This is a genomic window from Rhizobium sp. 01N48, assembly GCF_056399145.1.
Map to the genome: position 1 here is coordinate 38,985 of NZ_JBFTQT010000008.1, position 25,428 is coordinate 64,412.

Annotated in this window: 24 protein-coding genes; 9 read left to right on the plus strand and 15 right to left on the minus strand. The window is 62.9% G+C overall.

What is annotated here, in order from left to right:
• The first annotated feature begins 170 nt into the window (after positions 1 to 170).
• On the plus strand, positions 171 to 1,136 hold the full coding sequence (tal, locus tag AC1DOG_RS16275; RefSeq protein ID WP_113200039.1) for a transaldolase: 966 nt from the start codon (positions 171 to 173) through the stop codon (positions 1,134 to 1,136).
• Between the two features lie 328 nt (positions 1,137 to 1,464).
• On the opposite strand, the gene AC1DOG_RS16280 is transcribed toward tal, so the two are convergent.
• Positions 1,465 to 2,304 (minus strand): amidohydrolase family protein, encoded by an 840-nt coding sequence (locus AC1DOG_RS16280; RefSeq protein ID WP_477929417.1) that lies wholly within the window; start codon positions 2,302 to 2,304, stop codon positions 1,465 to 1,467.
• 188 nt (positions 2,305 to 2,492) lie between these two features.
• On the opposite strand from AC1DOG_RS16280, the gene AC1DOG_RS16285 reads away from it, so the two are divergent.
• From AC1DOG_RS16285 to AC1DOG_RS16295, 3 genes are all read left to right on the plus strand, one after another.
• Positions 2,493 to 3,224: an SDR family oxidoreductase gene (locus AC1DOG_RS16285; protein ID WP_112944194.1), complete on the plus strand. Its 732-nt coding sequence runs from the start codon at positions 2,493 to 2,495 to the stop codon at positions 3,222 to 3,224.
• Positions 3,225 to 3,289: 65 nt separating this feature from the next.
• Positions 3,290 to 3,979, plus strand: coding sequence for a DUF1345 domain-containing protein (locus AC1DOG_RS16290; protein WP_112944193.1), 690 nt, complete (start codon positions 3,290 to 3,292; stop codon positions 3,977 to 3,979).
• Between the two features lie 80 nt (positions 3,980 to 4,059).
• Positions 4,060 to 5,268, plus strand: a complete 1,209-nt coding sequence (locus tag AC1DOG_RS16295) for an adenylate/guanylate cyclase domain-containing protein (RefSeq protein WP_477929419.1) — start codon at positions 4,060 to 4,062, stop codon at positions 5,266 to 5,268.
• Here AC1DOG_RS16295 and AC1DOG_RS16300 read toward each other — a convergent pair.
• The 7 genes from AC1DOG_RS16300 to AC1DOG_RS16330 all read right to left on the minus strand — a co-directional run bounded on the left by AC1DOG_RS16300 (position 5,263) and on the right by AC1DOG_RS16330 (position 12,252).
• A complete protein-coding gene (locus AC1DOG_RS16300; RefSeq protein WP_047509759.1) occupies positions 5,263 to 5,436 on the minus strand; it encodes a DUF1328 domain-containing protein in 174 nt (57 codons plus the stop codon). The genes AC1DOG_RS16295 and AC1DOG_RS16300 overlap by 6 nt on opposite strands.
• A gap of 153 nt (positions 5,437 to 5,589) precedes the next feature.
• Positions 5,590 to 7,017 carry a gamma-aminobutyraldehyde dehydrogenase gene (locus AC1DOG_RS16305; protein ID WP_477929421.1) on the minus strand — a complete coding sequence of 476 codons (1,428 nt, stop codon included), beginning with the start codon at positions 7,015 to 7,017 and terminating at the stop codon, positions 5,590 to 5,592.
• A gap of 52 nt (positions 7,018 to 7,069) precedes the next feature.
• On the minus strand, positions 7,070 to 7,885 hold the full coding sequence (locus tag AC1DOG_RS16310) for an ABC transporter permease (protein ID WP_477929423.1): 816 nt from the start codon (positions 7,883 to 7,885) through the stop codon (positions 7,070 to 7,072).
• Complete coding sequence (locus AC1DOG_RS16315) at positions 7,875 to 8,843, minus strand: ABC transporter permease (RefSeq protein ID WP_477929425.1); 969 nt, start codon at positions 8,841 to 8,843, stop codon at positions 7,875 to 7,877. Before AC1DOG_RS16315 ends, AC1DOG_RS16310 begins: the two co-directional genes overlap by 11 nt.
• Complete coding sequence (locus tag AC1DOG_RS16320) at positions 8,840 to 9,826, minus strand: ABC transporter ATP-binding protein (RefSeq protein ID WP_477929427.1); 987 nt, start codon at positions 9,824 to 9,826, stop codon at positions 8,840 to 8,842. Before AC1DOG_RS16320 ends, AC1DOG_RS16315 begins: the two co-directional genes overlap by 4 nt.
• A gap of 220 nt (positions 9,827 to 10,046) precedes the next feature.
• Positions 10,047 to 11,204, minus strand: a complete 1,158-nt coding sequence (locus AC1DOG_RS16325) for an ABC transporter substrate-binding protein (RefSeq protein WP_477929429.1) — start codon at positions 11,202 to 11,204, stop codon at positions 10,047 to 10,049.
• A 139-nt stretch (positions 11,205 to 11,343) separates the two neighbouring features.
• Positions 11,344 to 12,252: a LysR family transcriptional regulator gene (locus tag AC1DOG_RS16330; RefSeq protein WP_018901998.1), complete on the minus strand. Its 909-nt coding sequence runs from the start codon at positions 12,250 to 12,252 to the stop codon at positions 11,344 to 11,346.
• 179 nt (positions 12,253 to 12,431) lie between these two features.
• On the opposite strand from AC1DOG_RS16330, the gene AC1DOG_RS16335 reads away from it, so the two are divergent.
• The gene (locus AC1DOG_RS16335; protein WP_477929431.1) at positions 12,432 to 13,142 is read left to right on the plus strand and encodes a hypothetical protein; all 711 of its coding nucleotides are present in this window, start codon (positions 12,432 to 12,434) and stop codon (positions 13,140 to 13,142) included.
• 133 nt (positions 13,143 to 13,275) lie between these two features.
• Here the strand turns inward: AC1DOG_RS16335 and lysS are convergent, their stop codons facing one another.
• The 3 genes from lysS to AC1DOG_RS16350 all read right to left on the minus strand — a co-directional run bounded on the left by lysS (position 13,276) and on the right by AC1DOG_RS16350 (position 18,411).
• Positions 13,276 to 14,775 carry a lysine--tRNA ligase gene (lysS, locus tag AC1DOG_RS16340; RefSeq protein WP_477929433.1) on the minus strand — a complete coding sequence of 500 codons (1,500 nt, stop codon included), beginning with the start codon at positions 14,773 to 14,775 and terminating at the stop codon, positions 13,276 to 13,278.
• Positions 14,776 to 14,955: 180 nt separating this feature from the next.
• Positions 14,956 to 16,410 carry a glutamate--tRNA ligase gene (gene gltX / locus AC1DOG_RS16345; protein ID WP_477929435.1) on the minus strand — a complete coding sequence of 485 codons (1,455 nt, stop codon included), beginning with the start codon at positions 16,408 to 16,410 and terminating at the stop codon, positions 14,956 to 14,958.
• Between the two features lie 231 nt (positions 16,411 to 16,641).
• Positions 16,642 to 18,411 (minus strand): SLC13 family permease, encoded by a 1,770-nt coding sequence (locus AC1DOG_RS16350; protein ID WP_477929437.1) that lies wholly within the window; start codon positions 18,409 to 18,411, stop codon positions 16,642 to 16,644.
• Between the two features lie 198 nt (positions 18,412 to 18,609).
• Here AC1DOG_RS16350 and AC1DOG_RS16355 point away from each other — a divergent pair, with 198 nt between their 5' ends.
• Positions 18,610 to 18,870 carry a hypothetical protein gene (locus AC1DOG_RS16355; RefSeq protein WP_477929439.1) on the plus strand — a complete coding sequence of 87 codons (261 nt, stop codon included), beginning with the start codon at positions 18,610 to 18,612 and terminating at the stop codon, positions 18,868 to 18,870.
• A 174-nt stretch (positions 18,871 to 19,044) separates the two neighbouring features.
• Here the strand turns inward: AC1DOG_RS16355 and AC1DOG_RS16360 are convergent, their stop codons facing one another.
• Positions 19,045 to 19,803 carry a bestrophin-like domain gene (locus AC1DOG_RS16360; protein WP_477929441.1) on the minus strand — a complete coding sequence of 253 codons (759 nt, stop codon included), beginning with the start codon at positions 19,801 to 19,803 and terminating at the stop codon, positions 19,045 to 19,047.
• Positions 19,804 to 19,955: 152 nt separating this feature from the next.
• On the opposite strand from AC1DOG_RS16360, the gene AC1DOG_RS16365 reads away from it, so the two are divergent.
• Entirely contained in the window at positions 19,956 to 20,501 is a 546-nt protein-coding gene (locus tag AC1DOG_RS16365; RefSeq protein WP_112944179.1) for a glutathione peroxidase, read from the plus strand.
• A 5-nt stretch (positions 20,502 to 20,506) separates the two neighbouring features.
• On the opposite strand, the gene AC1DOG_RS16370 is transcribed toward AC1DOG_RS16365, so the two are convergent.
• The gene (locus tag AC1DOG_RS16370; protein WP_477929443.1) at positions 20,507 to 21,337 is read right to left on the minus strand and encodes a helix-turn-helix domain-containing protein; all 831 of its coding nucleotides are present in this window, start codon (positions 21,335 to 21,337) and stop codon (positions 20,507 to 20,509) included.
• Between the two features lie 92 nt (positions 21,338 to 21,429).
• Between AC1DOG_RS16370 and AC1DOG_RS16375 the strand changes: the two genes are divergently transcribed.
• Complete coding sequence (locus AC1DOG_RS16375) at positions 21,430 to 22,356, plus strand: phytanoyl-CoA dioxygenase family protein (RefSeq protein WP_477929445.1); 927 nt, start codon at positions 21,430 to 21,432, stop codon at positions 22,354 to 22,356.
• A gap of 54 nt (positions 22,357 to 22,410) precedes the next feature.
• On the opposite strand, the gene AC1DOG_RS16380 is transcribed toward AC1DOG_RS16375, so the two are convergent.
• Together AC1DOG_RS16380 and AC1DOG_RS16385 are read right to left on the minus strand one after the other, a co-directional pair.
• A complete protein-coding gene (locus tag AC1DOG_RS16380; protein WP_018901987.1) occupies positions 22,411 to 23,175 on the minus strand; it encodes a TerC family protein in 765 nt (254 codons plus the stop codon).
• Positions 23,176 to 23,366: 191 nt separating this feature from the next.
• A complete protein-coding gene (locus tag AC1DOG_RS16385) occupies positions 23,367 to 24,038 on the minus strand; it encodes a TetR/AcrR family transcriptional regulator (protein WP_477929447.1) in 672 nt (223 codons plus the stop codon).
• Between the two features lie 154 nt (positions 24,039 to 24,192).
• Here AC1DOG_RS16385 and AC1DOG_RS16390 point away from each other — a divergent pair, with 154 nt between their 5' ends.
• On the plus strand, positions 24,193 to 25,383 hold the full coding sequence (locus tag AC1DOG_RS16390) for an HlyD family secretion protein (protein WP_477929449.1): 1,191 nt from the start codon (positions 24,193 to 24,195) through the stop codon (positions 25,381 to 25,383).
• The last annotated feature ends 45 nt before the right edge of the window (positions 25,384 to 25,428 follow it).

Consider the following 25,428-nt stretch of genomic DNA (forward strand, 5'->3'; position numbering starts at 1 on the left):
CCGAGACGGGAACGATGGGGTACTCGCCGACGTTTATGATGTAAGCCAAACGCGCGGGCACGGTTTCACAGACAGCGACTTCAAAGACAGTACGGGCAATCCGTAGATCACCTCATTCGCCGGACCTCAAGTGCTCCGGCTCGCAGCTCAAGTCAAAAGGACACGCGACCATGACATCCAAGCTTGACCAACTCCGCGAGATCACCACCGTCGTCGCCGACACCGGTGACATCGAAGCCGTTGCCCGCCTGAAGCCGGTCGATTGCACGACCAACCCGAGCATCGTTTTGAAGGCGCTCGGCACGCCGATGTTCGCCGACGCGATCAAGGAAGCCGTTTCCTGGGGCAAGAAGCAGGGCGGCAATTCCGAAGCCGTTGCTTCCGCCGTTGCCGACCGTCTCGCCGTTTCCGTCGGTGCAGCGCTCTCCAAGCTCGTTCCCGGCCGCGTCTCGACCGAAGTCGACGCCGACCTCTCCTTCGACACCAAGGCGTCGGTTGAAAAGGCTCACGGCATCATCGCCGGCTACAAGGAACGCGGCATCGAGAAGGATCGCATCCTGATCAAGCTCGCTTCCACCTGGGAAGGCATTCGCGCCGCCGAAATCCTGCAGAAGGAAGGCATCGACTGCAACCTGACGCTCCTGTTCTCGCAGGCCCAGGCGATCGCTTGCGCCGACGCCAAGGCGTTCCTCATCTCGCCCTTCGTCGGCCGTATCCTCGACTGGTACAAGAAGTCCACGGGCAAGGACTTCACGCCTGAGGAAGATCCGGGCGTACTCTCCGTTCGCGAGATCTACAACTACTACAAGGCCAACGACATCAAGACGATCGTCATGGGCGCCTCGTTCCGCAGCGCCGGCGAGATCGAAGCACTGGCCGGTTGCGACCGCCTGACGATCGCCCCGAACCTGCTCGACGAACTGTCGAACGACCAGGGCAAGCTCGAGCGCAAGCTGTCGCCTGAAGGTGCCAAGCCGATCTCCAAGATCGCCGTCGACGAAAAGACCTTCCGCTGGATGATGAACGAAGACGCCATGGCGACCGAAAAGCTCGCCGAAGGCATCCGCGCCTTCGCCAAGGACCTCGGCACGCTGCGCGCCATGGTCACCAAGGAACTGCAGCTCGCAGCCGCCTAAGGGCTTTACGTGTACTTGAATGAAGAAGGGCGGTGCCGGTGGCGCCGCCCTTTTTTGTTTGGGCCTTTTCTTGGCGGGCGGCCAATTGGATGCTCGTAGCCGAAATATCCTCCACCCTCATTCTCGCCTTTGTGGCGGGAATCCAGCCGACGCGCGTCTGCGCGGCGAAAAGACTCTTTTCTGCCACGCCTACCGTAAGAGGTCATTCACGGCGCGGACGCGCCGTGGCTGGATTCCCGCCACAAGGGCGAGAATGAGGGAGGGTAGGGTGGCGCTTGCCGTATCGAGGCGGGCGTCGCGGGGGCGGGGATGGTGTCGCCCACCTCCGCTACGCCACCGCCCAAATCCGCTTCGCATTCCCCTGATACAGCTTGTCCCGCTCCTCGGCGCTGCAACCCGATGTCAGCGCGTGCGTCGCCGCGACCCAGGGCGTCAATCCGCCGCCGAGCGTGCAGACAGGCCAGTCGCTGCCCCAGACGACGCGGTCCCAGCCGAAGCTTTCGATCGTGTGCTCGACATAGGGGCGCAGGCTCTCGACGGACCAGCGTTCGAGATCGCCATAGGCGATGACGCCGGAGATCTTGGCGGTGACGTTGGGGCGGCGGGAGAATTCGGTGATGCCGCGATGCCAGACGGCGCTCATGCCTGATTTGATCGGCGGATTGGCGCAGTGATCGAGGATGAAGCGGACATCCGGGTTGAGGTCGACAAGATCGAGAATGCGTTCGAACTGATGCGGGAAGACGCAGAGATCGAAGGTTAGCCGGGTATTGGAGAGCCGCGCGACGTTCTCGCGAAACAGCGGCCGCTCGGAGGTGTCGTCGGGCGCCACATGCAGCACGCGGCGGAAGCCCTTGATGAAGGGGTCGGCGAGGCAGCGTTCGAGATAGGCAGCAAAGCCATCTTCCTCTGGCCGGCAGGCGGCGATGGCGCCGCGCACGAGGCTTTTGGGTCTCTCGGCGATCTCCTTGATGAAGGTCGTTTCCTGTTCGATCGCATCACGTGACACATCGACTTCCATGTGCAGCACATTGGTGATGCCGCAGCGAAGCGCGTCGCGGGCATAGTGCTCATAGAGGCTGTCGCGGTCGAGATCCGGCACGTCGGGGAGCCAAGGATAGTGCAGGCGATTGCGGTCGATGACGTGCAGATGTGTGTCGAAGAGCATGCGGTTCCTCCCCCTTCATGCAGGCTTTCCTGTCGTCCTCTCGTCTTTTGCCGGAATTTTCGATGCGTGACACAGGCCTCCCACCCGTGTCAGCGTCCGGCGTCGGACAATGTCATTGACGACATAATGAATATAATGTTTGCATATGAATGAATGCGCCGCAAGCGCCACGCATAACGGGAGGAATTATGAGCCACGGTCTGGAAGGCAAGAAGGTCGTCGTCACGGCGGCCGGTCAGGGGATCGGTCGCGCCAGCGCGGAGCGGTTCATTTCGCTCGGCGCGCATGTCTACGCCACCGACATCAACCAGGCGTCGCTTTCGACGCTCGCGGGGGCGACGACCACGGTTCTCGACGTGCTCGACGGGAACGCGGTGCGCGCCTTCGCAGACGAGATCGGGCCGATCGACGTGCTCTTCAACTGCGCCGGTTTCGTGCATGCCGGCTCGATCCTCGATTGCGAGGAAAAGGACTGGGACTTCTCCTTCAACCTCAACGCCAAGGCGATGTATACGACCTGCCGCACCTTCCTTCCCGGCATGCTCGACAAGGGCAAGGGCTCGATCGTCAACATGGCGTCGGTGGCATCAAGCGTGAAGGGCGTGCCGAACCGCTTTGCCTATAGCGCATCGAAAGCGGCCGTGATCGGGCTCACCAAGTCGATCGCTTCCGACTTCGTCGCCAAGGGCATCCGCGCCAACGCCATCTGCCCGGGCACCGTCGACAGCCCCTCGCTGCACGAGCGCCTGCGCGCCACCGGCGATTACGACAAGGCGCTCAGCGACTTCATCGCCCGCCAGCCGATGGGCCGTATCGCCACCGCCGAGGAGATCGCGGCGCTGGTCACCTATCTCGCCGGGGACGAGGCCGGGTTCACGACAGGCCAGATCCATGTGGTCGATGGCGGCTGGACCGGCTGAGGCCATATTGCTCTTGCCGGTATCAAGCTGATATCGTTGGTGATCTCGCAGCGGCGGAGCATTTGATGGCAGAGGTTACGTCTGGCGGCAGCGGCCGTCCCCTTCGGTTGCTGCGCAAGCACGCGATCTTCGTGATCGCGGTGCTCGTCGGCCTCGCGGTCTTCCTGCTTCTGACGACGCGCGAGGTGACGGCGCGAAATCTTCTGGCCGGCTGGAATGTGGCCGCGGTGATGTTCATCGTCGCCACATGGCGGCGGATGCTGAAGGCGAGCGTGGCGACCATCCGCAAGCGCTCGGCCGATCTTGATTTCTCGGATTCGCTTCTGATGTTCCTGTCGATCTCGGCAGCCCTTGCCAGCATCGCCGGCATCGGGCTCGAACTGCATCAGGTCAAGGAGGCGGCGCCCAGCGTCGCGCTCGGCCGCGCGCTGGCGGCCGTCGTCACCATTCTGATCTCCTGGGTCTTCCTGCACACGCTGTTTACCGTGCACTACGCGCACCGCTTCTATGGCGGCGACGATGATGGCGACGGCGTCAAGGGAGATGGGCTGAAGTTTCCCGAAGGACTGGACGAGCCCGTCTACTGGGACTTTCTCTACTACTCCTTCACGATCGGCGTCGCCTCGCAGACGGCGGATGTGGCGACGAGCTCGACTGTCATGCGCAAGCTGACGCTGCTGCATTCCGTGCTGTCGTTTCTCTTCAACACGACCATCCTGGCGCTCGCCATCAATGTCGGCGCAAGCCTCCTTTAGAGGTAGGCGCGCGCGATAGAGCCGCTTGGCGATCTGGTGTAAGAGAGGTTTTCTTCACCTGAGGTTGTTTTGGGGGCTTCATGGGGTCGTTGTCGCGCGAGAGATTGGCGGCGCTTGCCGGTTGCGATGCGGAGCAGCTGGATGCCGTGGCGCGGCTTCAGATTATCGAGGCCGGGCCGGAGGGCTATGCGGCGAGCGATGTCAGCCGGCTGCGGCTGGTGCTGGCGCTGAATGCTGCAGGCATCGCGCTCGAGACGCTCGCCACCGGCCTCAGACAACAGATCGTCTCGCTCGATTTCGCCAGCCAGCTGATGTTCGAGCCGGTCACCATGTCGGACAAGTCGCTTGCGGACGCGCTCGTCGATGCGTCGCTCGATCTCGGCCGCGTCAACGCGCTGCATTCCAGCGCCGGGCTTTCGCCGCTGTCGCCGAAGCGGGCGCTGCGGGAGGATGACGAGGAGTTCATCCGGCTGATCACCGAATGCACCGGGCTCGGCGCTTCCGACGAGGGCATGCAGCGGGTGCTGAGGGTCTTCGGCCAGTCGATGCGACGCTGCGTGGATACGATGCGCGATCTCTTCCGCGCCGAGGTGGAAGAGCCGATGCTGGCCGCCGGCCTCAGCCATCGCGAGGTGCTTGCGGCGGGCGCGGCCACCCGGCTGTCGCTACAGCGAATCGGTATCCGCATGCTTTTCCTGCTGCAGCGGCGGATGCTCGAGGAGGCGGTGTTCGACAATGTGGTCGGGCGGCTGCAGGATGCCTTGCGCGGGCTTGGTGCCGAGGCAGAAAGTGATCAGGCGCTGCCGGCGGTGGCCTTCGCCGATCTCACCGGCTTCACCGCGCTGACGCGCGATATCGGCGATGTCAGGGCGGCCGAGAAGGCGGCGAGCTTCGAGGCGCTGGCGCAGCGTCTCGCCAATCTGGCCGGCGGGCGGATCGTCAAGCCGCTGGGCGATGGAGTGATGATGCTGTTTCCGGATGCGGAGGCGGCACTGAAGGCGTCACTGTCGCTCGTCGCCGAGAGTGCGGCGCATCAGTTGCCGGAGGTGAGGGTGGGCGTTGCGACCGGTCAGGTGGTGCCGCGCGACGGCGACATTTTCGGCCATACGGTCAACCTGGCGGCGCGGATCGCTTCGGTCGCCGCACCTTCGCAGGTGCTTGTCTGCGGCGGCACGCATGATGCCGCCACAGACGAGAGGTCGGAGATGGATTTCGAAGCGCTGGAACCGGTATCGCTCAAGGGCGTCGCCGATCCCGTATCGCTGTTTTCGGTCAAGACCGGGCTATAGAATAGCTTGGCCAGCCATCAGCGCCAGGATCAGGAAGATCACGAAGATGATGAGCGCGATACCGAAGAGAACGCGCGCGATCGTCGCCGTCGCCGCGGAAATTCCGGAAAAGCCGAAGAAGCCCGCAATCAGCGAAATCACGAAAAAGATAAGAGCCCATTTCAGCATGGAGGCGTTCCTTCTAGTTAATGCGGTAGAAGACGCGCCAGAGCGAAAAAGGTTCCATATCCAATGAGATAGCGGTTCGATTTATCCGCTTCGCACAAAATGACGCCGGCACAATTGCTCGCGCCGGCGTTGCTCTCGAAAACCGGGTCGCGCTTATCCGTGGTTGATCATCACGTGGCGGACGGCGGTGTAGTCTTCCAGTGCGTAGACGGACATGTCCTTGCCGTAGCCCGATTGCTTCAGGCCGCCATGCGGCATCTCGTTGGTCAGCATGAAGTGGGTGTTGATCCAGGTGCAGCCATATTGCAGGCGGGCGGCTGTCTTCATGCCGCGGCTGATGTCCTTGGTCCAAACCGACGAAGCCAGGCCATAGTCGCTGTCGTTGGCCCAGATGACGGCATCCTCGACATCGGTGAAGCGGGTGACAGAAACGACCGGGCCGAAGACCTCGCGGCGGACGATCTCGTCTTCCTGCGTAGCGCCGGCAACCACCGTCGGCGTGTAGAAAAAGCCCTTGTCGCCCGATGTCTTGCCGCCTGTCGTGATCTCCATGTGCTTGTGCTCGCCGGCACGCGCCACGAAGCTTTCGACGCGGTCGCGCTGGCGCTTGGAGATCAGCGGGCCGATCTCGTTTTCGGCGTCGTCGGCAAGGTTGAACTTGATCGAGGAGACCGCCGAGGAGAGGTCGGCGACGAACTTGTCGTAGACCTTGGCGTCGGCGTAGATGCGGCAGGCGGCGGTGCAGTCCTGGCCGGCATTGTAGTAGCCGAAGGTGCGGATGCCTGATACGACCGCGTCGATATCGGCATCGTCGAAGACGATCACAGGGGCCTTGCCGCCGAGCTCCAGATGGGTGCGCTTAACTGTTTTGGCGGCCGCCTGCAGCACCTTCTTGCCGGTCGCGACATCGCCTGTTATCGACAGCATCGAGATCTTCGGGTGGTTGATCAGCGCGTTTCCGACGCTTTCGCCGCGGCCGAGAATGACGTTGACCACGCCCTCAGGCAGGATGTCGGAGAGGAGCTTCGCCATCTTCAGCGCCGTCAGCGGCGTCTGTTCGGAGGGCTTGAAGACGACGGTGTTGCCGCCGGCAATCGCCGGTGCCAGCTTCCAGGCCATCATCATCAGCGGGTAGTTCCACGGCGCGATCGAGCCGACGATGCCGACAGCGTCGCGGCGGATCATCGAGGTGTGGCCGGGCAGATATTCACCGGCGACCGGGCCGTGCAGGTTGCGCACCGCGCCGGCGAAGAAGCGGTAGCAATCGACGATGGCGGGGATCTCGTCGTTCAGCACCGCGTTGATCGGCTTGCCGCAATTCAGCGCTTCCAGCGTCGCGAAACCTTGGGCGTCCTTCTCGATCGCGTCGGCGATCTTGAGCAGATAGCCGGCGCGCTCGCCTGGTGTCGTCTGCGACCATGCCGAGAAGGCCTTCTCGGCGGCGTCGACGGCGGCGTCGATCTGGCCGAGCGAGGCCTCGGCAAGGCTCAGCACGGTTTCGCCGGTTTTCGGGTTCAGGATGTTTTCTTCGATCTCGGTGCCCGCTTCGAAGCGGGATCCAATCAGCATCGCGGTGTCCATGATGTTCTCCCTTGTTATCGATGGGGCGGGATGGGGGTATCCCGCGCTCCGGTTATTTTCCAGCTCCGGCGACCTGATCGCCGTCGCGCGTGAGGTAGTAGGCTGCCAGGATCGGCAGGAAGGTGACGAGCACGACGACCATGGCGACCACGTTGGTGACGGGGCGCTGGCGCGGACGGATCAGTTCTTCCAGCATCCAGATCGGCAGCGTCGATTGCTGGCCGCCGGTGAAGGTGGTGACGATGACCTCGTCGAAGGAAAGCGCGAAGGCAAGCATGCCGCCGGCCAGAAGCGCCGTGCCGATATTCGGCAGGATGACGTGGCGGAAGGTCTGGAAGCCATCGGCGCCGAGGTCCATCGAAGCCTCGATCAGCGAGCCCTGCGTGCGGCGGAAGCGTGCGACGGCGTTGTTGTAGACCACCACGACGCAGAAGGTGGCGTGGCCGAGCACGATCGTCCAGACCGAAAAAGGTACGTCGAACAGGCTGAAGGCCGAGCGCAGCGCGATGCCGGTGATGATGCCAGGCAGCGCGATCGGCAGGATGACGAGCAGCGAGATCGCCTCGCGGCCGAAGAACTTCGTCTGGCTGACGGCGGCGGCGCAGAGCGTGCCGAGCACCAGCGCGATCGCGGTGGCGATGCAGGCGACCTGCACGGAAAGCCCAAGGGCGGCCCACACATCCGGCCGGTTCCAGGCGATGCCGAACCATTGCAGCGTCAGCCCCGGCGGCGGCCACTGGTAGCTCTTTTCCTCCGTCGTGAAGGCGTAGACGAAGATCAGCAGGATCGGCAGGTGCAGGAAGAGCAGCCCGCCGGCGGCGGCGACTTTAAGCGCGATCGGCGCGCGTTGGCCACGGTCAGAGCGCATCGAAGGCTCCCTGTTTCTTGGCCAGCCACAGATAGACGGCCATGATGACGATGGGGACGACGGAGAAGGCGGCGGCCAGCGGCACGTTGCCGGCCGTTCCCTGCTGCGCATAGACCGCCTGACCGATGAAGAGGCGCGAGGAGCCGATGATCTGCGGGATGATATAATCGCCCAGCGTCAGCGAGAAGGTGAAGATCGAGCCGGCGACGATGCCGGGCAGAGCCAACGGAAAGAGCACGGTGCGGAAGGTCTGGCCCGGCGTGGCGCCGAGATCGGACGACGCCTCGATCAGGTTGCCCTGCACACGCTCGAGGGCTGCCTGCGTCGGCAAGATCATGTAGGGCAGCCACACATAGACGAAGACGAGGAAGGTGCCGATATAGCTCACCGACAGCGAGTTGCCACCGATGACGGGCAGAGCGAGCACGCCATCGAGCAGCCAGGCCAAATGCAGTTTGGCGAAGAACCAGGTGAGGATGCCTTCCTTGGCAAGGATCAGCTTCCAGGCGTAGATCTTGACCAGATAACTCGACCAGAGCGGCAGCATGACGCCGAGATAGAAGAGCGCCTTCCATTTCCCCTTGGCGTAGCGGGCGGCGTAATAGGCGATCGGGAAGGCGACGACGGCGGAAGCCAGCGTCACCAGTGCCGCCATCAGCACCGTTCTGACGATGATGTCGAAATTGGTGGGCGACAGCAGCTGCGCATAGGTTGCCAGGGTGAATTCGTAATTCACCATGCCGGAGAAATCGTCGATCGAAAAGAAGCTCTGCAGCAGAAGTGCCAGCAGCGAGCCGATATAGATGATGCCGAGCCAGAGCAGAGGCGGCGTCAGCATCAGGAAGAGCAGCAGCTTGGGGCGGCGCCAGAACATATCCGATAGCCGACCGAAGAAGCCGCCGCGTCCGGGCAGGATCGAGGTCGCCGCCTCGTCGTGGGTGAGCGCGATCGCGGTCATGCGGCGTCGTCCATGTAGTGCACGTCGACGGGCTGCCACGACAGGCGGACATCGGCGCCGACTTCGGGCACCGCGGCGCCGGCGGGCAGCATGACATGCAGGCGCGTGCCTCTGGCCGCAACCGTGAGCCGCGTGGCGGCGCCGAGGAAGCTGGCGTTTTCGACACGGGATTCGACGCCGTCGCCGGTGAGGCGGATCGCCTCGGGGCGCAGGCTCGCCCAGCGCTTCTCGCCGCCAAGCGCGGTCATCAGCTCGGGAGCGATCACATTGGAGGAGCCGACGAAATCGGCGACGAAGCGGGTTTTCGGGCGGTTGTAGATATCCTGCGGCGTGCCCTCCTGGACGATGCCGCCATCGTTGAAGACGGCGACGCGGTCGGCCATGGAGAGCGCTTCGCCCTGATCGTGGGTGACGAAGACGAAGGTGATGCCGAGCGCGCGCTGCAGGCCCTTCAGTTCCTCCTGCATCTGCTCGCGCAGCTTCAGGTCCAGCGCGCCAAGCGGCTCGTCTAGCAGCAGCACGCGCGGCTTGTTGACCAGCGCGCGGGCGAGCGCCACGCGCTGCCTCTGGCCGCCGGAGAGCTGGCCAGGTTTGCGGGCGCCGTAGCCGGGGAGTTTCACCAGTTCCAGCGCCTGTTCGGCGGCCTTGGCGCGCTCCGCCTTGCCGACGCCCTTGACCATCAGCCCGTAGGCGACGTTGTCGAGGATGTTGAGGTGCGGGAAGAGCGCATAGTCCTGGAAGACGGTGTTGACGTTGCGCCTGTAGGGCGGCACGCCCTCTGCGGTCTCGCCGAAAATCTCGATATGCCCCGCCGTCGGCTGCTCGAAGCCGGCGATCAGGCGCAAGCAGGTGGTCTTGCCCGAACCCGACGGCCCCAACATGGCGAAGAACTCGCCCGGCGCGATCTCGAGATCGACGCCATCGACGGCACGAACGGCGCCGAAATGGCGGGAGACCTTCTGGAAACGGACGGCGGGGGTCATGTTTGGGGGCTCCGATCTGATGTGCTCTGGGTGTGCGGCGGGGAATTAAGACCCCGCCCCAAACCCCTCCCCACAAGGGGGAGGGGCTTAACTTGTTGCGCCCTCTGCGGCCATTCGAAGTCTAAAGGGCTGGGCGAGGCGTTGCCGCTCTAGCCCCTCCCCCTTGTGGGGAGGGGTTGGGGAGGGGACTTGCCACAAGCACTGAGGCCGAGACCAGCTCTTACCGCCCCCCAATCACGCCAATATAATCCGACACCCAGCGGTGATAGGGCACGCATTCGCCCTGTTCACACTTGGCGGTGGGGGTGCGCCAGAACTTGATCTTGTCGAAGTGATCATAGCCGTTGGTGGCGCAACCGGTGTCGGTCATCAGCTCGTTGCCCTTGCAGGCTGATGGAACCGAGGGGACGGCGCCGAACCAGGCGGCGGCGTCGCCCTGGACCTTGGCGGACAGCGAATGCTCCATCCACATGTAGGCGCAGTTCGGGTGCTCGCTGTCGGCATGCAGCATGGTCGTGTCAGCCCAGCCGGTGACGCCCTCTTCGGGGAAGGTGGAGGCGATCTTCTGCTTGTCCGCCTGCATCAGGTTGACCTGGAAGGGCCAGGAGCCGGAGGCGACGACGCCTTCGTTCTTGAAGTCGTCGATCTGGATCATCGCGTCGTGCCAGTAGCGCGAGACGAGCTTGCGCTGGCCGCGGAGCAGATCGAGCGCTGCCTTGTATTGGTCTTCGTTGAGCTCGTAGGGGTTCTTGATGTTGAGCTCCGGCTTGTGGGCCATGAGATAGAGGGCGGCGTCGGCGATGTAGATCGGGCCGTCATAGGCCTGGACGCGGCCCTTGTTGGACTTGCCGTCGGGAAGCGTTTCTTCCTCGAAGACCACCTTCCAGCTCTTCGGCGCCTCGCCCTTGAAGGCGTCGGTGTTGTACATCAGGACGTTCGGTCCCCAGAGATAGGGAACGCCGTAGTGGACGCCGCCAACCGTGTACCAAGGCGCGTCCTGCAGGCGCTTGTCGACGTTCTTGAAGCTCGGGATGAGATCGGTGTTGATCGGCTGAACGCGCTTGCCGGCCACGAGGCGGAGCGACGCGTCGCCGGAGGCGGTGACGAGGTCGAAGCCGCCTTCGTTCATCAGCGACACCATTTCATCGGAGGTGGCGGCAGTCTTGACCGAGACCTTGCAGCCGGTCTCCTTTTCGAAGCTGGTGACCCAGTCGTAATTCTTGTCGCTTTCGCCGCGCTCGATATAGCCGGCCCAGGCGACGATGCTGACCGCGCCTTCGCCCTTGCCCAATTCCTTCAGTGGCTCGGCCGCCACGACCTGTGTGACGAAGCTCAGGGTCGCAAGCGCAGCCGTGCACGATTTCAGAAGATATTTCATCTGATGTCTCCCGGTTTTGGTGCCACTTCGTGGCGTTTTGTTCCCGCCGGAAAAGGTGACGCGAAAAAGCCGCTTTCGCAAATTCATTTATCAGAATGGCGTTATCGGAATTTCCGATAACGATCGCTCGGGCTCATGCTTAGCGCGGCCGCCCGCTTCTCATAGCCTCTGCGATGCCCACAAAGTCCCTTGCGGCCTGCGGCAGGCTGGAACCCTTGCGCCAGACCATGCCGACCTGAACGACCGGAAGCGAGCCCGACACATCGCGGCTTTCGATGCGGTCGCCTTCCAGCGACCATGGGCGGTAGACGAGATCGGGGAGCAGCGCCACGCCGGCGCCGGTCGCGACCAGGCTGCGCACCGCTTCGACGGAGCGGGTGCGGAAGGCAACGTGGGGGCGGGCGCCGAGTGCCGACAGGAGCTTGCCGGTGTTTTCCTCGATTTCATCGACGGTCAGCATGATCAGCGGTTCGCGGGCGATATCGGCGATCGAGATAATGTCGGCGGAAACAAGCGGATGGCCCATGGGCAACCAGAGGCGATAGGGAGAGGTTTCCAGGATCTCGGCCTGCAGCGCCATGCGGTCGCGCAGGTTGGAGATGACCATCACGGCGACATCGAGCTCGCCGCCGACAAGCAGATGTTCCAGATAGCCGCCATTGTCCTCGATCGCCGAGACCTCGACGCCGGGGCAGGCGCGGCGATAGCGGGCGAGCAGGTCGGAGAGCACGTAGCCGGCGACCAGCGAGGTGACGCCGATGTTGAGCGTGCCGGAGGGCTGGTTGCTGGTGCCTGAGAAGCTGGCGCGGGCATCGGAAACGCTGGCCAGAATCTTGGTGGCATGGCGCAGGAACTGGTGGCCGTTATGGGTGATCGTCAGCCCGCGCGGATGACGGTCGAAGAGCTCGACGCCGAGGTCGGTCTCCAACTCCTTCAGCGCTTCCGTAACCGAGGATTGCGAGATCGACAGGTTCTGCGCGGCCCGCGTGATCGAGCCCTGCTCGGCCACTGCAATGAAGTATTGAATCTGGCGAAGCGTGAAAGCCATGGCATGTTAGAGCATGGCGCCCGAGGCCATTGCAAGCGTGCACCATGCTGGACCTTTTTTGGGATAAGTCTCTTTGTGGCACAAACTTCTTGCCCGCATTTAAGTATTCCGAAACGTCATTTCTCTAGCGTCCAGACCAGTTTATTGCGTTGGAGTGACTTGATGGCGGAGCAGTTGGCGTGAAGGCCTTACTGCGCATCTTCCGGCCTTCCCGGAAATTGGTGCTGATCATCGGCGGAATTGCCCTTCTCGGGGGCGTTTCCGGCGGCGCAGCGCTGTTTATCGGCAAGGACACCCTGCTCGGTCCTCCCGCGGAGACCGTGAACGGTGCCGCGTGCACCGACGTCAATCTGGTCACCATCAAGAAGCAGAAGCGGGTCTGGATCCGCAAGTATATCAAGACCGAACCGACCGACGGCATGACCCGCGTCAAGACGGCGCTGAGAGTAGCCAAGGCCGTCTACGAGGCGCAGAAGCCGGATCTGGTGCAGGTCGTGGTTCTCGACGCCAACGGTCCGACACTACGCTCGGATATCCGTGGCAGGGCGATCGGCGCCGACGTCGTCTATATCCCGCATCCCGATCCGATCGTTGAAAGCATCGACGGCAACAAGGTCTTCACCGCGCGCTACTACGACGGCACGGCGGCGGCCAACGGCCTGTTCTTCGGCGAGCGCGTCGACTTGCCCGAGGACGAGATCACCACGCTCAATGCGTCGTTCAAGGACGTATCCGATTGCATCGACCCGATCGCGGTGGCCGCGACCGAGGGCGGTGAGGGCAAGCCGGCTGCCAAGGGCGAAGACGCGAAGCCGGCCGAGGGTGGGCACGGCGCTGCGCCGGCCGAAGGTGAGGCAGCCCCGGCGGCGGCGCCTTCAGGCGGGCATTGATTGGTTGGTTGGCCGGCGGGGTTTTCCCGTCCGACAACAGCGAGCGATGCGTCGGTATTCGTTAGCGGAAACGCAAACAAAAAAGGCGGCCAACCCTTTCGGGTTGCCGCCTTTTGCATGTCCGTAACCGGCCTTAGTCAGCCTTGGCCTTGCGGGCCGGGAAGAGGATGACGTCGCGGATCGAGGGGGCGTTGGTAAGGAGCATGGTCAGGCGGTCGACGCCGATGCCCAGACCACCTGCGGGCGGCATGCCCTGGTCGATGGCGTCGAGGAATTCGTCGTCCAGCTGCTTGTCCTTCTCGCCGCGGGCATGGGCCTGCTCGAGCTGCTCGACCATGCGGCGGCGCTGCTCTTCCGGATCGTTGAGTTCGGAGAAGGCGTTGCCCAGTTCCCAGGCGTTGCAATAGGTCTCGAAACGCTCGACGAGGCGCGGCTCGCCCGGCACTTCCTTGGCGAAGGGCGAGATGTCCTTCGGGAAGTGGGTGACGTGGCTCGGCTGGATCAGCGTGCCCTCGACCTTCTCCTCGAAGATGAAGGCGAGGCATTCGCCCCAGGTCCAGTCCTTCTCGACCTCGAAGCCGGCGGCCTTGGCGGCGGCGCGGGCTTCCTCGTCGGTCTTCATGGCGAGGAAGTCGATACCGGTCGCTTCCTTGACGGCGTCAGGCATGGGGACGCGCTTGAACGGACCCTTGAAGGAAATCTCTTTGTCGCCGAAGGGGAATTCCGTCGTGCCGTGAACCTGCAGCGCCAGCTTCTCGAACAGGCGCTCGACGAGGTCCATGATGTCCTCGTAGTCGGCATAGGCCCAGTAGCACTCCATCATGGTGAACTCGGGATTGTGCCTTGTGGAGACGCCTTCATTGCGGAAGTTGCGGTTGATCTCGAAGACCTTGTCGGTGAGGCCCGAGACCAGCGTGCGCTTCAGGAAGAGTTCCGGCGCGATGCGCAGGTACATGTCCTGCTTCAGCGTGTTGTGGTGTGTCTTGAACGGATCGGCCGTGGCGCCGCCATAGACCGAATGCAGCATCGGCGTCTCGACTTCCATGAAGCCGTCGTCTTCCATGAAGCGGCGGATGCCTGAGAGGATCTTCGAGCGCTGCTGGAAGCGGAGCTTGGATTCGTCGTTGCTCATGATGTCGAGGTGGCGCTTGCGATAGCGGATCTCGATATCGGCGATGCCGTTCCACTTCTCCGGCATGGGGAGAAGCGACTTGGTGAGCATGGTGATCTCTTGCGCGTTGATCGACAGCTCGCCGCGCTTGGTGCGGCGCACGGTGCCGGTGACGCCGATGATGTCGCCGATGTCGATCATGGCGAGCATCTCGCGGGCGGCCTCGGGCGTCACGTCCTTGTGGCTGAAGATCTGGATCTTGCCGCCGGCGTCATGGATATCCATGAACATGCCGGAGTTGCGCGAGGAGTAAACACGGCCGGCAACGGTGACGACGTCAGTCGTCTCGATGTCGGATTCCAGATCCTTGTACTTCTCGGCCAGCTCGGCATTGGTGATGGTGCGGTGGAAATGCGCCGGATAGACGTCACCGATCTTTTCGCGCAGCAGCTTCAGCTTCTGGGCGCGAACCTCAGTCGCGTCGGAGGAGAGGGTGGCGGTTTCGGTCTTGTTCTCGGACATATGTTCGACCTCTTTGGCGGCACTGCCGCAGATATAATTCTTAACTCGGAGCCTGTGGCCCCCTCATCCGCCTGCCGGCACCTTCTCCCCGCTGGGGAGAAGAGACTCGGAGCTGGCGGCTCGCTCCCCCTCTCCCCTCGGGGAGAGGGTAGGGTGAGGGGGCTCCGCGCCCTTGGCTTACTATTTCGGTCCCACCAGCGAGGCCACGGCCTGGGCGGCCAGTTTCAGGCGCTGGCGGACGACCGAGCGGCCGAGGATGGCCATTGAGTCAAACAGCGGCAGCGAGCGCGACGAGCCGGAGACGGCGACGAAGAGCGGGGCGACGATGACCTTGAGCTTCTTGCCCATGCGGTCGCCGATGGCGCGCAGTTCGGCTTCGATGGATTCGACGTTCCACTCGAGGATCTTTTCCAGATCCGGCTGCACCGTGTTCAGGATCTCGAGGATCTCTTCCGGCGGCGACTTGATCTTGGCGAAGGCGGACGGATCGAGGTTGAGGTCCGATTTCAGGAGGAAGCCCATCAGCTCCGGCAGTTCGCCGAGCTTGGAAATGCGCGACTGCGACAGCGCCATGCCGGCCTTCAGGCGATCGTTTTCCATCGCCCAGGTGAGAACGCGGCTCTGGAACTCTTCTTCCGACATTTTTTCGCGGATCCACCGGCCGTTCAGCCAGTCGAGCTTCTGGATGTCGAAGATGGCGCCGGCCTTGGAGAGGTTTTCCGGATCGAACTTGCCGGCCAGTTCCTCGATGTCGAGCAGTTCCTCGCCTTCGGCGATCTGCACGAAGAACAGGCCGAGGAAGTTCATCAGCGCTTCGGGGATATAGCCGAGCGCGGAGTAATAGGAGATCGAGGTCGGGTTCTTGCGCTTCGACAGCTTCGACTTGTCGGCATTGCGCATCAGCGAGAGATGCATGAACACCGGCTGTTCCCACTCGAAATAGCGGTAGAGCAGGATGTGCTTCGGCACGGATGCCAGCCACTCCTCGCCGCGGGCGACGTGGGTGATCTTCATCAGATGGTCGTCGATGACGTTTGCCATGTGATAGGTCGGCATGCCGTCGCCCTTGATCAGGACCTGCATGTCGACCGAATCCCACGGGATCGAGACGTCGCCGTAAACGCCGTCGGTGAAGTCGCAGGAGCCCTCGGTCGGGATCTTCATGCGGATGACGGAGCTTTCGCCCGACGCCAACTTGGCGGAGACTTCCTCGGCGGAATACTTCAGGCAGAGACCATCATATTTCGGCGGCTTGCCGGAGGCGCGCTGGGCCTCGCGCATTTCGGTCAGGCGCTCGGGCGTGCAGAAGCAGCGGAAGGCGTGGCCCTTGTCCAGCAGCTCCTGGGCGTAGGGCTGGTACACCTCCTTGCGGTCGGACTGGCGGTAGGGGCCGTAGGGGCCGCCGATATCGGGGCCTTCCGACCATTCCAGGCCGCACCACTTCAGCGCGTCGAGCACCTTGGTTTCGAATTCGGGCGTCGAGCGCGTGGCATCGGTGTCTTCGATACGCAGGATGAACTCGCCGCCGTGCTTCTTGGCGAAGAGATAGTTGAAGAGTGCGATGTATGCGGTGCCGACATGCGGCTCGCCGGTTGGCGAGGGAGCAATGCGGACGCGGACGCCGGAAGCTGTCATTTTATGTGCCCGTCAAATAAATGCCGGACGGCTTCCTGAGGGAAAGCAACGCTCGGCCTGAAGAATGCAGATAACTGGATCAGGAAACCGGCCGGAAAAGGGCATTTCGCCCGCTTGTCCGGACAATTGTCCGTTTGGCTGGCTTTAAGGCCATATTCGGCTGCACACGTCAAGGAAAATGCCGCCCGCGCCGTCGGTTGCGCCAGTTCGGCACGCCCATCCGGTCACGTGTCAGGTAACCGGCCAGACCCAGAGCAGCAGCGGCACGCTGACGAGGATGATCAGGAAGGAGAGCGGCAGGCCGAGGCGGGGGTAATCGCTGAAGCGATAGCCGCCCGGGCCGAAGACCAGCGTGTTGCACTGGTGGCCGATCGGGGTCAGGAAATCGCAGCCGGCGCCGATCGCGACTGCCATCAGGAAGGCATCGGGCTTGTAGCCCAGCGTCTGGGCGAAGCTCGCGGCAATGGGCGCCATGACGAGAACGGTGGCGGCGTTGTTGAGGAAGGGCGTCACGGCCATGGCGGTGATCAGGATCAGCGCCAGCGCGCCGTAATGCGGCATCTGGGCCGCGAGATGGCCGAGCCAGCCGGCAATCAGCTCGCTTCCTCCTGTGGTCCTCAATGTGTCCGAGACCGGGATCAGCGTTGCGAGCATGATCAGGATCGGGGCGTCGAGCGCCTTGTAGACATCGACCAGCGGGATGACGCGGAAGACGACCATGGCGAGCGCGGCGCAGAAGAAAGACGTCGCGACGGGGACGACGCCGGTCGCGGTCGCGGCCATGGCGGCGAGGAGGATCAAGAGCGGCAGATAGGCGCGGCGCGAGGTGCCGAGCATGATGTCGCGCTGGGCAAGCGGCAGGCAGGCGAATTCCTGCAGGAAGGCGGGCAGGTTGCGGCGGCTGCCTTGCAGCACCAGCACGTCGCCGGCACGCAGCCTCACCTCACTCAGCCGCTCGTTCAGCCGATGGCCCTTGCGGGAGACGGCGAGCAGGTTGACGCTGCGGCGGTTCGACAGCGACAGCTGCCGCGCCGACCAGCCGACCAGCTGCGATTCCGAGGCGACGATCGCCTCGATCGAGATGAGGTCGTTGCGCTCGGCGGGATCGGCGATCGGCTTGCCTGAGAGTTTCAGCTTGGCGTTAGAGACGATGCGGTCGAGCGCGTCAGGGCTCCCCTCCAGCAGCAACGTGTCGCCGTTCCTGAGTTCGACATCGGGGAAGGGCGAGAGGCGGGTGTGGCCGCGCAGGATCGCGGTCGCCACGGCGTCGCCGTCGCCGAGCTTAATGAGATCGCTGAGCGGCTTGCCCTCGACGGTCGATTCCTCTGCGACGGTGGCTTCGGAGAAGTAGGCCTTGGCGTCGAGTGCTTCTTCGAGCGACGGGTTTTCGTTCTTTCTTTCAGGCACCAGCCAGTGGAAGAAGATCAGGAAGACGACGCCAACCAGCGCCAGCGTGGCGCCGACGGGGGTGAAGTCGAACATGGTGAAGGGCGTGCCGGTGATCTCGCCGCGCAGGCGCGAAACGACGATGTTGGGCGAGGTGCCGATTTGCGTCATGAGGCCGCCGAGAAGGGCCGCGAAACTCATCGGCATCAGATAGAGAGAAGGCGACTTGCCGCTCTTGCGGGCGAACTGGAAGGCGACGGGGATCATGATCGCCAGCGCGCCGATATTCTTGATGAAGGCGGAGAGGACGGCGACGACGATCAGCAGCAGCGCGAGCTGGGTGTGCAGCGTGTCGAGATTTGGAAAGAAGCGCTTGATTGCGGTATCGACGATGCCGGAGCGGGCGACGCCGGCGCTGACGACGAGCGCGCTGCCGACGATGATGACGATATCGTCGCTGAAGCCGGAGAAGGCCTTGTCGAAAGGCACGAGGCCGACGGCGATCGCCAGCACCAGCGCGCAGCAGGCGACGAGATCGTAGCGAAAGCGGTCCCAGATGAAGACCGCCATCATCAGGCCAATGACGCCGAAGGCGAGAATCTGCTGTGTTGTCATGCGTTTCCGGGAACTGGATCGGATGCCGGGAGATTTCCCGGCCTTCGCGGATAACTGTGCCGCGCGCGATGTACTTCAATGGCTTAGGGCGTGCAAAATTCGTGAGGGCATGCAGCGCCTGGGGGAGTTCGCATTGAGATTTCGGTCGCGGCCGGTATATGGACGCTGATGGGCGGTTGGCGCCGCCGAGGAGTGAGCATGGGCAATGAGACGCGCAAGGGCGCAGCTAGCAGCAAGCGTCCGGATGAGAAGGCGCCCGATACGCTCGCGCTATTGAAAGCGATCGCGGATAGCCCGCGGCGCGACAACTCCAGCTATCACGATGCCATGGCGCAGGCGCGCCAGGCATTCGAGGCGGCGGAGGCGGCCATTGGTGGTCCCGTCAGGGTCAAGACGAAGATCAAGACCAAGCGCAACGGCGATTATGTCGTGAAGTGGACCTTCAAGCCGGCTAAATGATCGCCGTCAGGCGGAGCCGGGCGTGAAGCCGAAATAATAGACCATGGCCATGACCACGGCGACGGTGAAGATGATGGCGACGAACCGCGTCATGCCGCGGCGGGCTTTCTTTTCTGTGCTCTTCATACGGACCAAACCGATCGAGTGCCGATATGGTTCCGCATCTGGTTGTCGTCAGCGCTGAAGTTCGGCCAGCGCGCGGCGCAGCGGCAGGTCGGAGATCTGGATGAGGCCGTTGAAGGGGATGTCCATGTCGAGCACCAGATAGATCGAGGCCGAGATCAGGAAGGCTGCGATGACGAACATCGAGACAACGATGATGTTTTTCGGCGCGCGATAGCCGAAGCTCGCGAAGATCAGGATCAGCCATGTCGCCAGCATGGCGATCAGCGGCCTCGGGATAACGCCTTCGGATTGCTCGACGAGAACCCAGCGCTGCTCGACGATGCGCTGGTATTGCTGGCGCGCATTGTTCAAGAGCGCGATATGGCCGGGATCATCAGGGGTGAGAAGGGCAAGGCTGTTTCCGACCTCGTTCAAAGCGAACTCGGCCGCCGGGTCGCCTTTCACCAACGGGTCGCTGGATGGCGGAACGTTGCCGAGTGCAATCTCCACATAGGTGGAAAGTCGCGCCTTGGTCGGGTTGGCTTCCAGCCCGTAGGTTCGAAGCGTCTGGTCGAAGAGGATGATCTCGGTGGCGAAGCTGTGGACATTGCTGTCGATGCCCTCGAAGGTGTTCTTCGCCGAGTTGATCATCAGACTGAAGACCAGCGAGGTCATGACCACGAAGATGTTGGCGACCAGTCGCACGACGGCATTGGTCTCTTCCTGCCGGTGGTGGCTTGGCAGCTTGTGATAGCTGAGCATGGTGCCGATCGAGGCTGCGATCAGGCAGGCGCAGATGAAGGCTGCCAAAAACACTTCCCGAGACATCCAGATCCTCCCGCCCGATCCTACGCATGGGGCCGCGCCTTTCCGTCCAGACTAGATGGTTTGGACGATTTTGCCAGCGGGCGATTTCGGCGCTGGACAAACGAGCGCGCGGGTATAGCTTCCGCGTCGGTATTTCATGTTGGAGATTGATTATGACCGATATCTTGAGCGTGCCGGTAAAGCTCGCCGATGGCCGCGAGACCACGCTGAACGAATACAAGGGCAAGGTCGTGCTTGTCGTCAACGTTGCCTCGAAATGCGGGCTGACGGCGCAGTATGAAGGGCTGGAGAAGCTCTACGAAGACAAGCGCGAACGCGGCTTCGTGATCGCCGCCTTCCCGGCCAACAATTTCAAGGGCCAGGAGCCGGGCACCGACGCCGAGATCGTCGAGTTCTGCACGCTGACCTACGACGTGAAGTTCCCGATCTTCTCGAAGATCTCGGTGAAGGGCGATGACCAGCATCCGCTCTACAAGCTGCTGACGGGCATGGACCTGCCGGCAACGGGCGAGGGCCCGATGCGCGAGAAGCTGGTCGATCGCGGTCTTGCCGAAGCCGGCGACAAGGGCGTTCTCTGGAACTTCGAGAAGTTCCTGGTCGGCCGCGACGGCAAGGTCGTCGCCCGCTTCGCACCCGATGTGACCGCCGATGACCAGCGGCTGGTGCAGGCGATCGACAAGGAACTGGCGGCCGGTTGATCTGATCAGGCGCGACGGTGCCGGCGACGAAATTCGCTCGGCGAGCACCGTTCGCGATCCTGGAACAGCCGTGAGAAATAAAAGGCGTCGTCGAGGCCGATCGCGCGCGCAATCGCCTCGATCGCAAGGTCCGACGTCGTCAGCAGCTGCTTGGCATGATCAATGCGCAGGCGCAGCTGGAAGGCCTTGGGCGAGAGCCCGGTCGCGGCCGCGAAGCGGCGCCGCAGCGTCGCCGGCGACAGGCCGAATTCTGCTGCGAGGGCGGCCATGTCGACCGGCTCGAACGCCCGCTCTTCCAGCGCTTCCACCACCCTCTCAATCGTCGTATCTGTCTTGGCGCTCGCTGTCGCGCGGGCTGCCTGTCGCGCGGCTTCGACGACGATCCGATAGAGCGTCGCGGCCGATGCGGCGAGGCCGAGCGGATTGTCTTCGGCGAACTCGTCCTGCAGCGTGGTGAAGAGATGCCGCATCTCGCGCGGGTTTTCGAGCGGCACCATTGGTGCGGCCTCGTCGATCAGGCGCTGGCGGAGCCATTCGTCGGCGAGGGTGCCTGAAAACAGTGCCCAGCGTTCGTCCCAGCTTTCGCCCGGATCGGGGCCGTAGCCGTGTATCTTACCGACTGGAAGCCAGAAGAGCGCCGGGCCGGATATCTCGATCGTCCCCGCCTTGTCGCAGTGTAGCCAACCGTGCCCGCGCTCCACCATCACGACGCCATGTGTCGGTAGCCTGCGGTTCTTGAGCCGGCTGGTGACGCGCTGGCGGCCGAAGCCTGTGACGGCCAAGCTCGTGGCGCCTGATGGAGGAGAGCGATAGAGCGCAATCGTGGCGTCGCTCATGAGCGAAAAGTCCAGCCTGTTTTTCCGTCCATGGTCTTCCTCCCCGGTACAGGCGATAAAGCGTCGGACTATTCGCTTGGGAGGTGATCGAAATGTCAAGTCTTGCTGTTCAATCCCGTGACGCACCCGCGATCGAGCTGTTCGCCGACGGCAAGCGCCTGTCGACCGCGCCGAACCGTATGGGGCGGCTGGAGGCGACGGATCCGGATGTCGGGCTTGAGGCGATCCGCGCGCGCTATGAGCGGGACGGCTATGTCTGGCTTAAAGGGTTCCTGAAGCGGGATGACGTGCTGGCGTTTCGCGGATGGGTGTTCTCTCACCTCGCGCGTTCCGGGCTGATCGAGGCGGGGTCCGACCCGACGCTCGGGCTGGCGTCAAGCGTCGAGCCGGACAAGCAACTGGCCGATCGCATCCTGATGGCGCTGGTGCGCTCGGCGGCCTATGAGGGGTTTTGCGCGCAGCCTCGGCTGACCCGCTTCATGGACCAGTTCCTTGCCGGCATCTCTTATCTCCACAAGCGCAAGATCATGCGATTCACCCGCCCCGGCACGCCGACGGCGACGCCGGCGCATTACGATCTCGTCTATCTGCGCGGCGGAACGAGCCGGATCGTCACGGCCTGGATTCCGCTTGGCGATACGCCGGTCGATATGGGCGGACTGGTCTATCTCGAAGGCTCACACGCGATCGGCAAAAGGATGGAGGCGGATTTTGCGGAGAAGAGCGCCGCGCTCACGCCGGAAGAGCGGATCAGCGCCTATAACAGGAACATGAGCGAGGGCGGCTGGGTGTCGAAGGATCTGCCTGATATGGCCGAGCGCTTCGATACGCGCTGGCTGATTGCCGATTACGAGGCGGGCGATGTGGTTCTGCACAGCCCCTACATGATCCACGCGGCGACCACCAATCGCAGCGCTGAACATCTGATCCGGCTTTCGACCGATATCCGCTTTCAAAATGTCGAGGACGAGATCGATGCGCGCTGGGCGAACCATTGGACGCTCGGCGACATGCTCTGAACGATGGCTTGATGCGAAACGGGCGCGGCCTGATGGTCGCGCCCGTTTTGCTTTTTAGTGCAGGGTGTTCTGCTTGTTCGCCTCGCGCTTTCGCTTCTTGGCGTTGCGGGCCAGCATGTTGAGCACCTCGACGAGCGCCGAGAACGCCATGGCGGCGTAGACGTAGCCCTTGGGGACGTGGAAGCCCATGCCTTCGGCGATCAGCGTCGTGCCGATCATCATCAGGAAGCCGAGCGCCAGCATGACGATGGTCGGGTTCTTCTCGATGAAGTTGGCAAGCGGGGTCGCGGCAACCAGCATGACGGTGACGGCGGCGACAACCGCGATCACCATGATCGGGAGGTGCGGCGTCATGCCGACGGCGGTGATGATGCTGTCGACGGAGAAGACCAGGTCGAGCACCAGGATCTGGCCGATGACGGCGGTGAAGCTGGCGACGACAGCAGCGGATGCCGCATCGTTCTCATGGTCGACAGGGTCCACGGTGTGGTGGATTTCCTTGGTCGCCTTCCAGAGGAGGAAGAGACCACCGGCGATCAGGATCATGTCCTTCCATGAGAAGCCGTGGCCGAAGACTTCGAAGACCGGCGTCGTCAGCTTGACGATCCAGGCGACGGTGCCGAGCAGCGCCAGGCGCATGATCAGGGCCAGGCCGATGCCGAGCTTGCGGGCCTTTTCGCGGGTTTCAGGTGGAAGCTTGTTGGTGAGAATGGAAATGAAGATGAGATTGTCGATCCCGAGGACCACTTCCATCACCACCAGGGTGACGAGGGCCACCCAGGCGGCCGGGTCCTGCACGAGCATCATGATGTCTTGCATCTATGTATATCCCTTTGCGCCACATTAGCGGTCGCTCGAATGTAACCGCGCGCCTCTGCTTGGCAAGCATGTCTTGGAAAGCGCGCAAGGGAGTATACGAAAGTCGGGGAGGTTTTATTCCATGGCCTAGGTCGCTTAAGCCGGACCGCTCCTGTGCCGGAACGGTCCTGATACGGGATATGAACCGCAGGTCAGTTCTTGTTCGCAACCCCATAGGTCGCCATGAACATGCGCACGGCGCCATTGATGACGCGCTCGGCTTCCTGTTTCGATGGCGGCTTTTCCATGCTGCCAAACAGGCGGAACTTGAAGAAGCTGCCGCTGGAGAGATCGAGGAACTGGGCGGCCGCAAGTTCGATGTCGCCGATATTGAGCTGGCCGGCCTCGACATAGCGAATGAGATAGTCGCGCAGGATGGTGCGCAGGTTTTCCGGGCCGTTGAAGAAGCGCTGACAGAGCGCCGGCATGCGGTCGCGCACACCGAGTACGGTGCGCATGGCGCTGATGACCTTCTCATCAGTCATATGGGCTATGAAATCCATGCCGAAATCATGGAGGCCGGTTTCCACGTCCTCGCGCTCGGCAAGCGTGGTGCGCATCGCGGCGACGAAGGCAGCGCGTTCGCTTTCGATCATCGCGGCGAACAGCTCTTCCTTGTTGGCGAAGTATACGTAGAGCGTACCCTTCGAAACGCCGGCCTCGCGCGTGATGTCGTTCATGCTGGCGGCGTCGAAGCCGTACTTCATGAACGCGCGGCGGGCACCGTCGAGAATTTGTTTGCGTTTTGCGGGATCTTCACCCGCTGCCCATCTGCCTCCTGCAGATGTCGATTCCTCCACGGAAACGTCGGAAAAGTCTGTCATAGCTCCTTAACCATATTCGCACATGCGAATGTTTCGTTAACAAAATCGAACCGGGTGGTTCGATACATCTTGATATGAACGTAAAAAGGCTCTATGTCAACTAAACCGAACCGTTCAGTTCGATCAGTTTTACTCGATTTACCGGTATTCTCTCATGTCGTCCAGCCAGAACGCCAATGTCACCAGGATTGTCAGCAAGCCTGCGGAAGATGAGGCTCAAGAAGCAGCCGTAACCGCTGAAGCGCCGCGTACGCCGCAGACCGTGGCCGCCCCGGTCGAGACAGCGCCTGAGCAGAAGAAAAAGAAGCGCAGCCCCGTGCTGCCGATCCTTGGGCTCGCCCTTCTCGCCGGCGCTGCCTATTTCGGCTACCAGTGGTTCACGGTCGGCCGTTTCATGATCTCGACCGATGACGCCTATATCGAAGGCGATATCGCCACGATCTCTCCGAAGGTCACCGGCTATGTCGCCAAGGTGAACGTCGTCGCCAACCAGCAGGTCAAGGTCGGCGATACGCTGGCAACGCTCGACGACGGCGACTACAAGCTGGCGCTGGAGCAGGCGCAGGCCTCGCTCGACACCGAGAAGCTGTCGCTGCAGCGCATCGACGCGCAGATCGCCGGCGGCGAGGCGAGCCTCGACCAGGCCAAGGCGCAGAAGGTTGCGCTCGAAGCCACCGTTCGCGGTGCCCAGATCACCCAGACCCGCGCCAGCGAACTGCAGGCGAAGTCGGTCGGCACCACCGCATCGCTCGATACCGCCAACATCGCGCTCGACCAGGCGAAGGCCAATCTCGTCGGTGGCGACGCCGCGATCGCATCGGCGGAAGCCAATGTGACGCTGCTGCACGCGCAGCGCCGCGAAGCCGAAGGCACGATCCGCCAGCTTGAGCTTGCCCGCGACAAGGCCGCCCGCGACCTGTCCTTCACGGTTTTGAAGGCGCCTTATGATGGCGTCGTCGGCAACCGCTCGGTTCAGGAAGGCGATCTGGTTTCGCCCGGCCAGCGTCTGATGGCGCTCGTTCCGGTCCGCCAGCTCTACATCGACGCGAATTTCAAGGAAACGCAGATCCAGCATCTGGTTCCGGGCTCCAAGGTCAATGTCCATGTCGACGCCTATGACGATCATGCGATCGTCGGCACGGTGGAATCGATCTCGCCGGCATCGGGCTCGGTGTTCTCGCTGCTGCCGCCTGAAAACGCGACGGGCAACTTCACCAAGATCATCCAGCGCGTACCGGTTCGCATCGCCCTGCCGCAGGACGCGCTCGACACGGGTCGCCTGCGCGCCGGCCTCAGCGTCGTTGTCGACGTCGACACGCGCACGGCGCCGGATGCCGCCAAGTAAGGCGCTTCGCGCTTAACTTGGCCCGTAATATCGTCTGACGAGGTA

Coding starts and splice junctions, on each gene's coding strand:
- tal (WP_113200039.1), top strand. CDS start 171: ATGACATCCAAGCTTGACCAACTCCGCGAGATCACCACCGTCGTCGCC.
- AC1DOG_RS16280 (WP_477929417.1), bottom strand. CDS start 2,304: ATGCTCTTCGACACACATCTGCACGTCATCGACCGCAATCGCCTGCAC.
- AC1DOG_RS16285 (WP_112944194.1), top strand. CDS start 2,493: ATGAGCCACGGTCTGGAAGGCAAGAAGGTCGTCGTCACGGCGGCCGGT.
- AC1DOG_RS16290 (WP_112944193.1), top strand. CDS start 3,290: ATGGCAGAGGTTACGTCTGGCGGCAGCGGCCGTCCCCTTCGGTTGCTG.
- AC1DOG_RS16295 (WP_477929419.1), top strand. CDS start 4,060: ATGGGGTCGTTGTCGCGCGAGAGATTGGCGGCGCTTGCCGGTTGCGAT.
- AC1DOG_RS16300 (WP_047509759.1), bottom strand. CDS start 5,436: ATGCTGAAATGGGCTCTTATCTTTTTCGTGATTTCGCTGATTGCGGGC.
- AC1DOG_RS16305 (WP_477929421.1), bottom strand. CDS start 7,017: ATGGACACCGCGATGCTGATTGGATCCCGCTTCGAAGCGGGCACCGAG.
- AC1DOG_RS16310 (WP_477929423.1), bottom strand. CDS start 7,885: ATGCGCTCTGACCGTGGCCAACGCGCGCCGATCGCGCTTAAAGTCGCC.
- AC1DOG_RS16315 (WP_477929425.1), bottom strand. CDS start 8,843: ATGACCGCGATCGCGCTCACCCACGACGAGGCGGCGACCTCGATCCTG.
- AC1DOG_RS16320 (WP_477929427.1), bottom strand. CDS start 9,826: ATGACCCCCGCCGTCCGTTTCCAGAAGGTCTCCCGCCATTTCGGCGCC.
- AC1DOG_RS16325 (WP_477929429.1), bottom strand. CDS start 11,204: ATGAAATATCTTCTGAAATCGTGCACGGCTGCGCTTGCGACCCTGAGC.
- AC1DOG_RS16330 (WP_018901998.1), bottom strand. CDS start 12,252: ATGGCTTTCACGCTTCGCCAGATTCAATACTTCATTGCAGTGGCCGAG.
- lysS (WP_477929433.1), bottom strand. CDS start 14,775: ATGTCCGAGAACAAGACCGAAACCGCCACCCTCTCCTCCGACGCGACT.
- gltX (WP_477929435.1), bottom strand. CDS start 16,410: ATGACAGCTTCCGGCGTCCGCGTCCGCATTGCTCCCTCGCCAACCGGC.
- AC1DOG_RS16350 (WP_477929437.1), bottom strand. CDS start 18,411: ATGACAACACAGCAGATTCTCGCCTTCGGCGTCATTGGCCTGATGATG.
- AC1DOG_RS16355 (WP_477929439.1), top strand. CDS start 18,610: ATGGGCAATGAGACGCGCAAGGGCGCAGCTAGCAGCAAGCGTCCGGAT.
- AC1DOG_RS16360 (WP_477929441.1), bottom strand. CDS start 19,803: ATGTCTCGGGAAGTGTTTTTGGCAGCCTTCATCTGCGCCTGCCTGATC.
- AC1DOG_RS16365 (WP_112944179.1), top strand. CDS start 19,956: ATGACCGATATCTTGAGCGTGCCGGTAAAGCTCGCCGATGGCCGCGAG.
- AC1DOG_RS16370 (WP_477929443.1), bottom strand. CDS start 21,337: ATGAGCGACGCCACGATTGCGCTCTATCGCTCTCCTCCATCAGGCGCC.
- AC1DOG_RS16375 (WP_477929445.1), top strand. CDS start 21,430: ATGTCAAGTCTTGCTGTTCAATCCCGTGACGCACCCGCGATCGAGCTG.
- AC1DOG_RS16380 (WP_018901987.1), bottom strand. CDS start 23,175: ATGCAAGACATCATGATGCTCGTGCAGGACCCGGCCGCCTGGGTGGCC.
- AC1DOG_RS16385 (WP_477929447.1), bottom strand. CDS start 24,038: ATGACAGACTTTTCCGACGTTTCCGTGGAGGAATCGACATCTGCAGGA.
- AC1DOG_RS16390 (WP_477929449.1), top strand. CDS start 24,193: ATGTCGTCCAGCCAGAACGCCAATGTCACCAGGATTGTCAGCAAGCCT.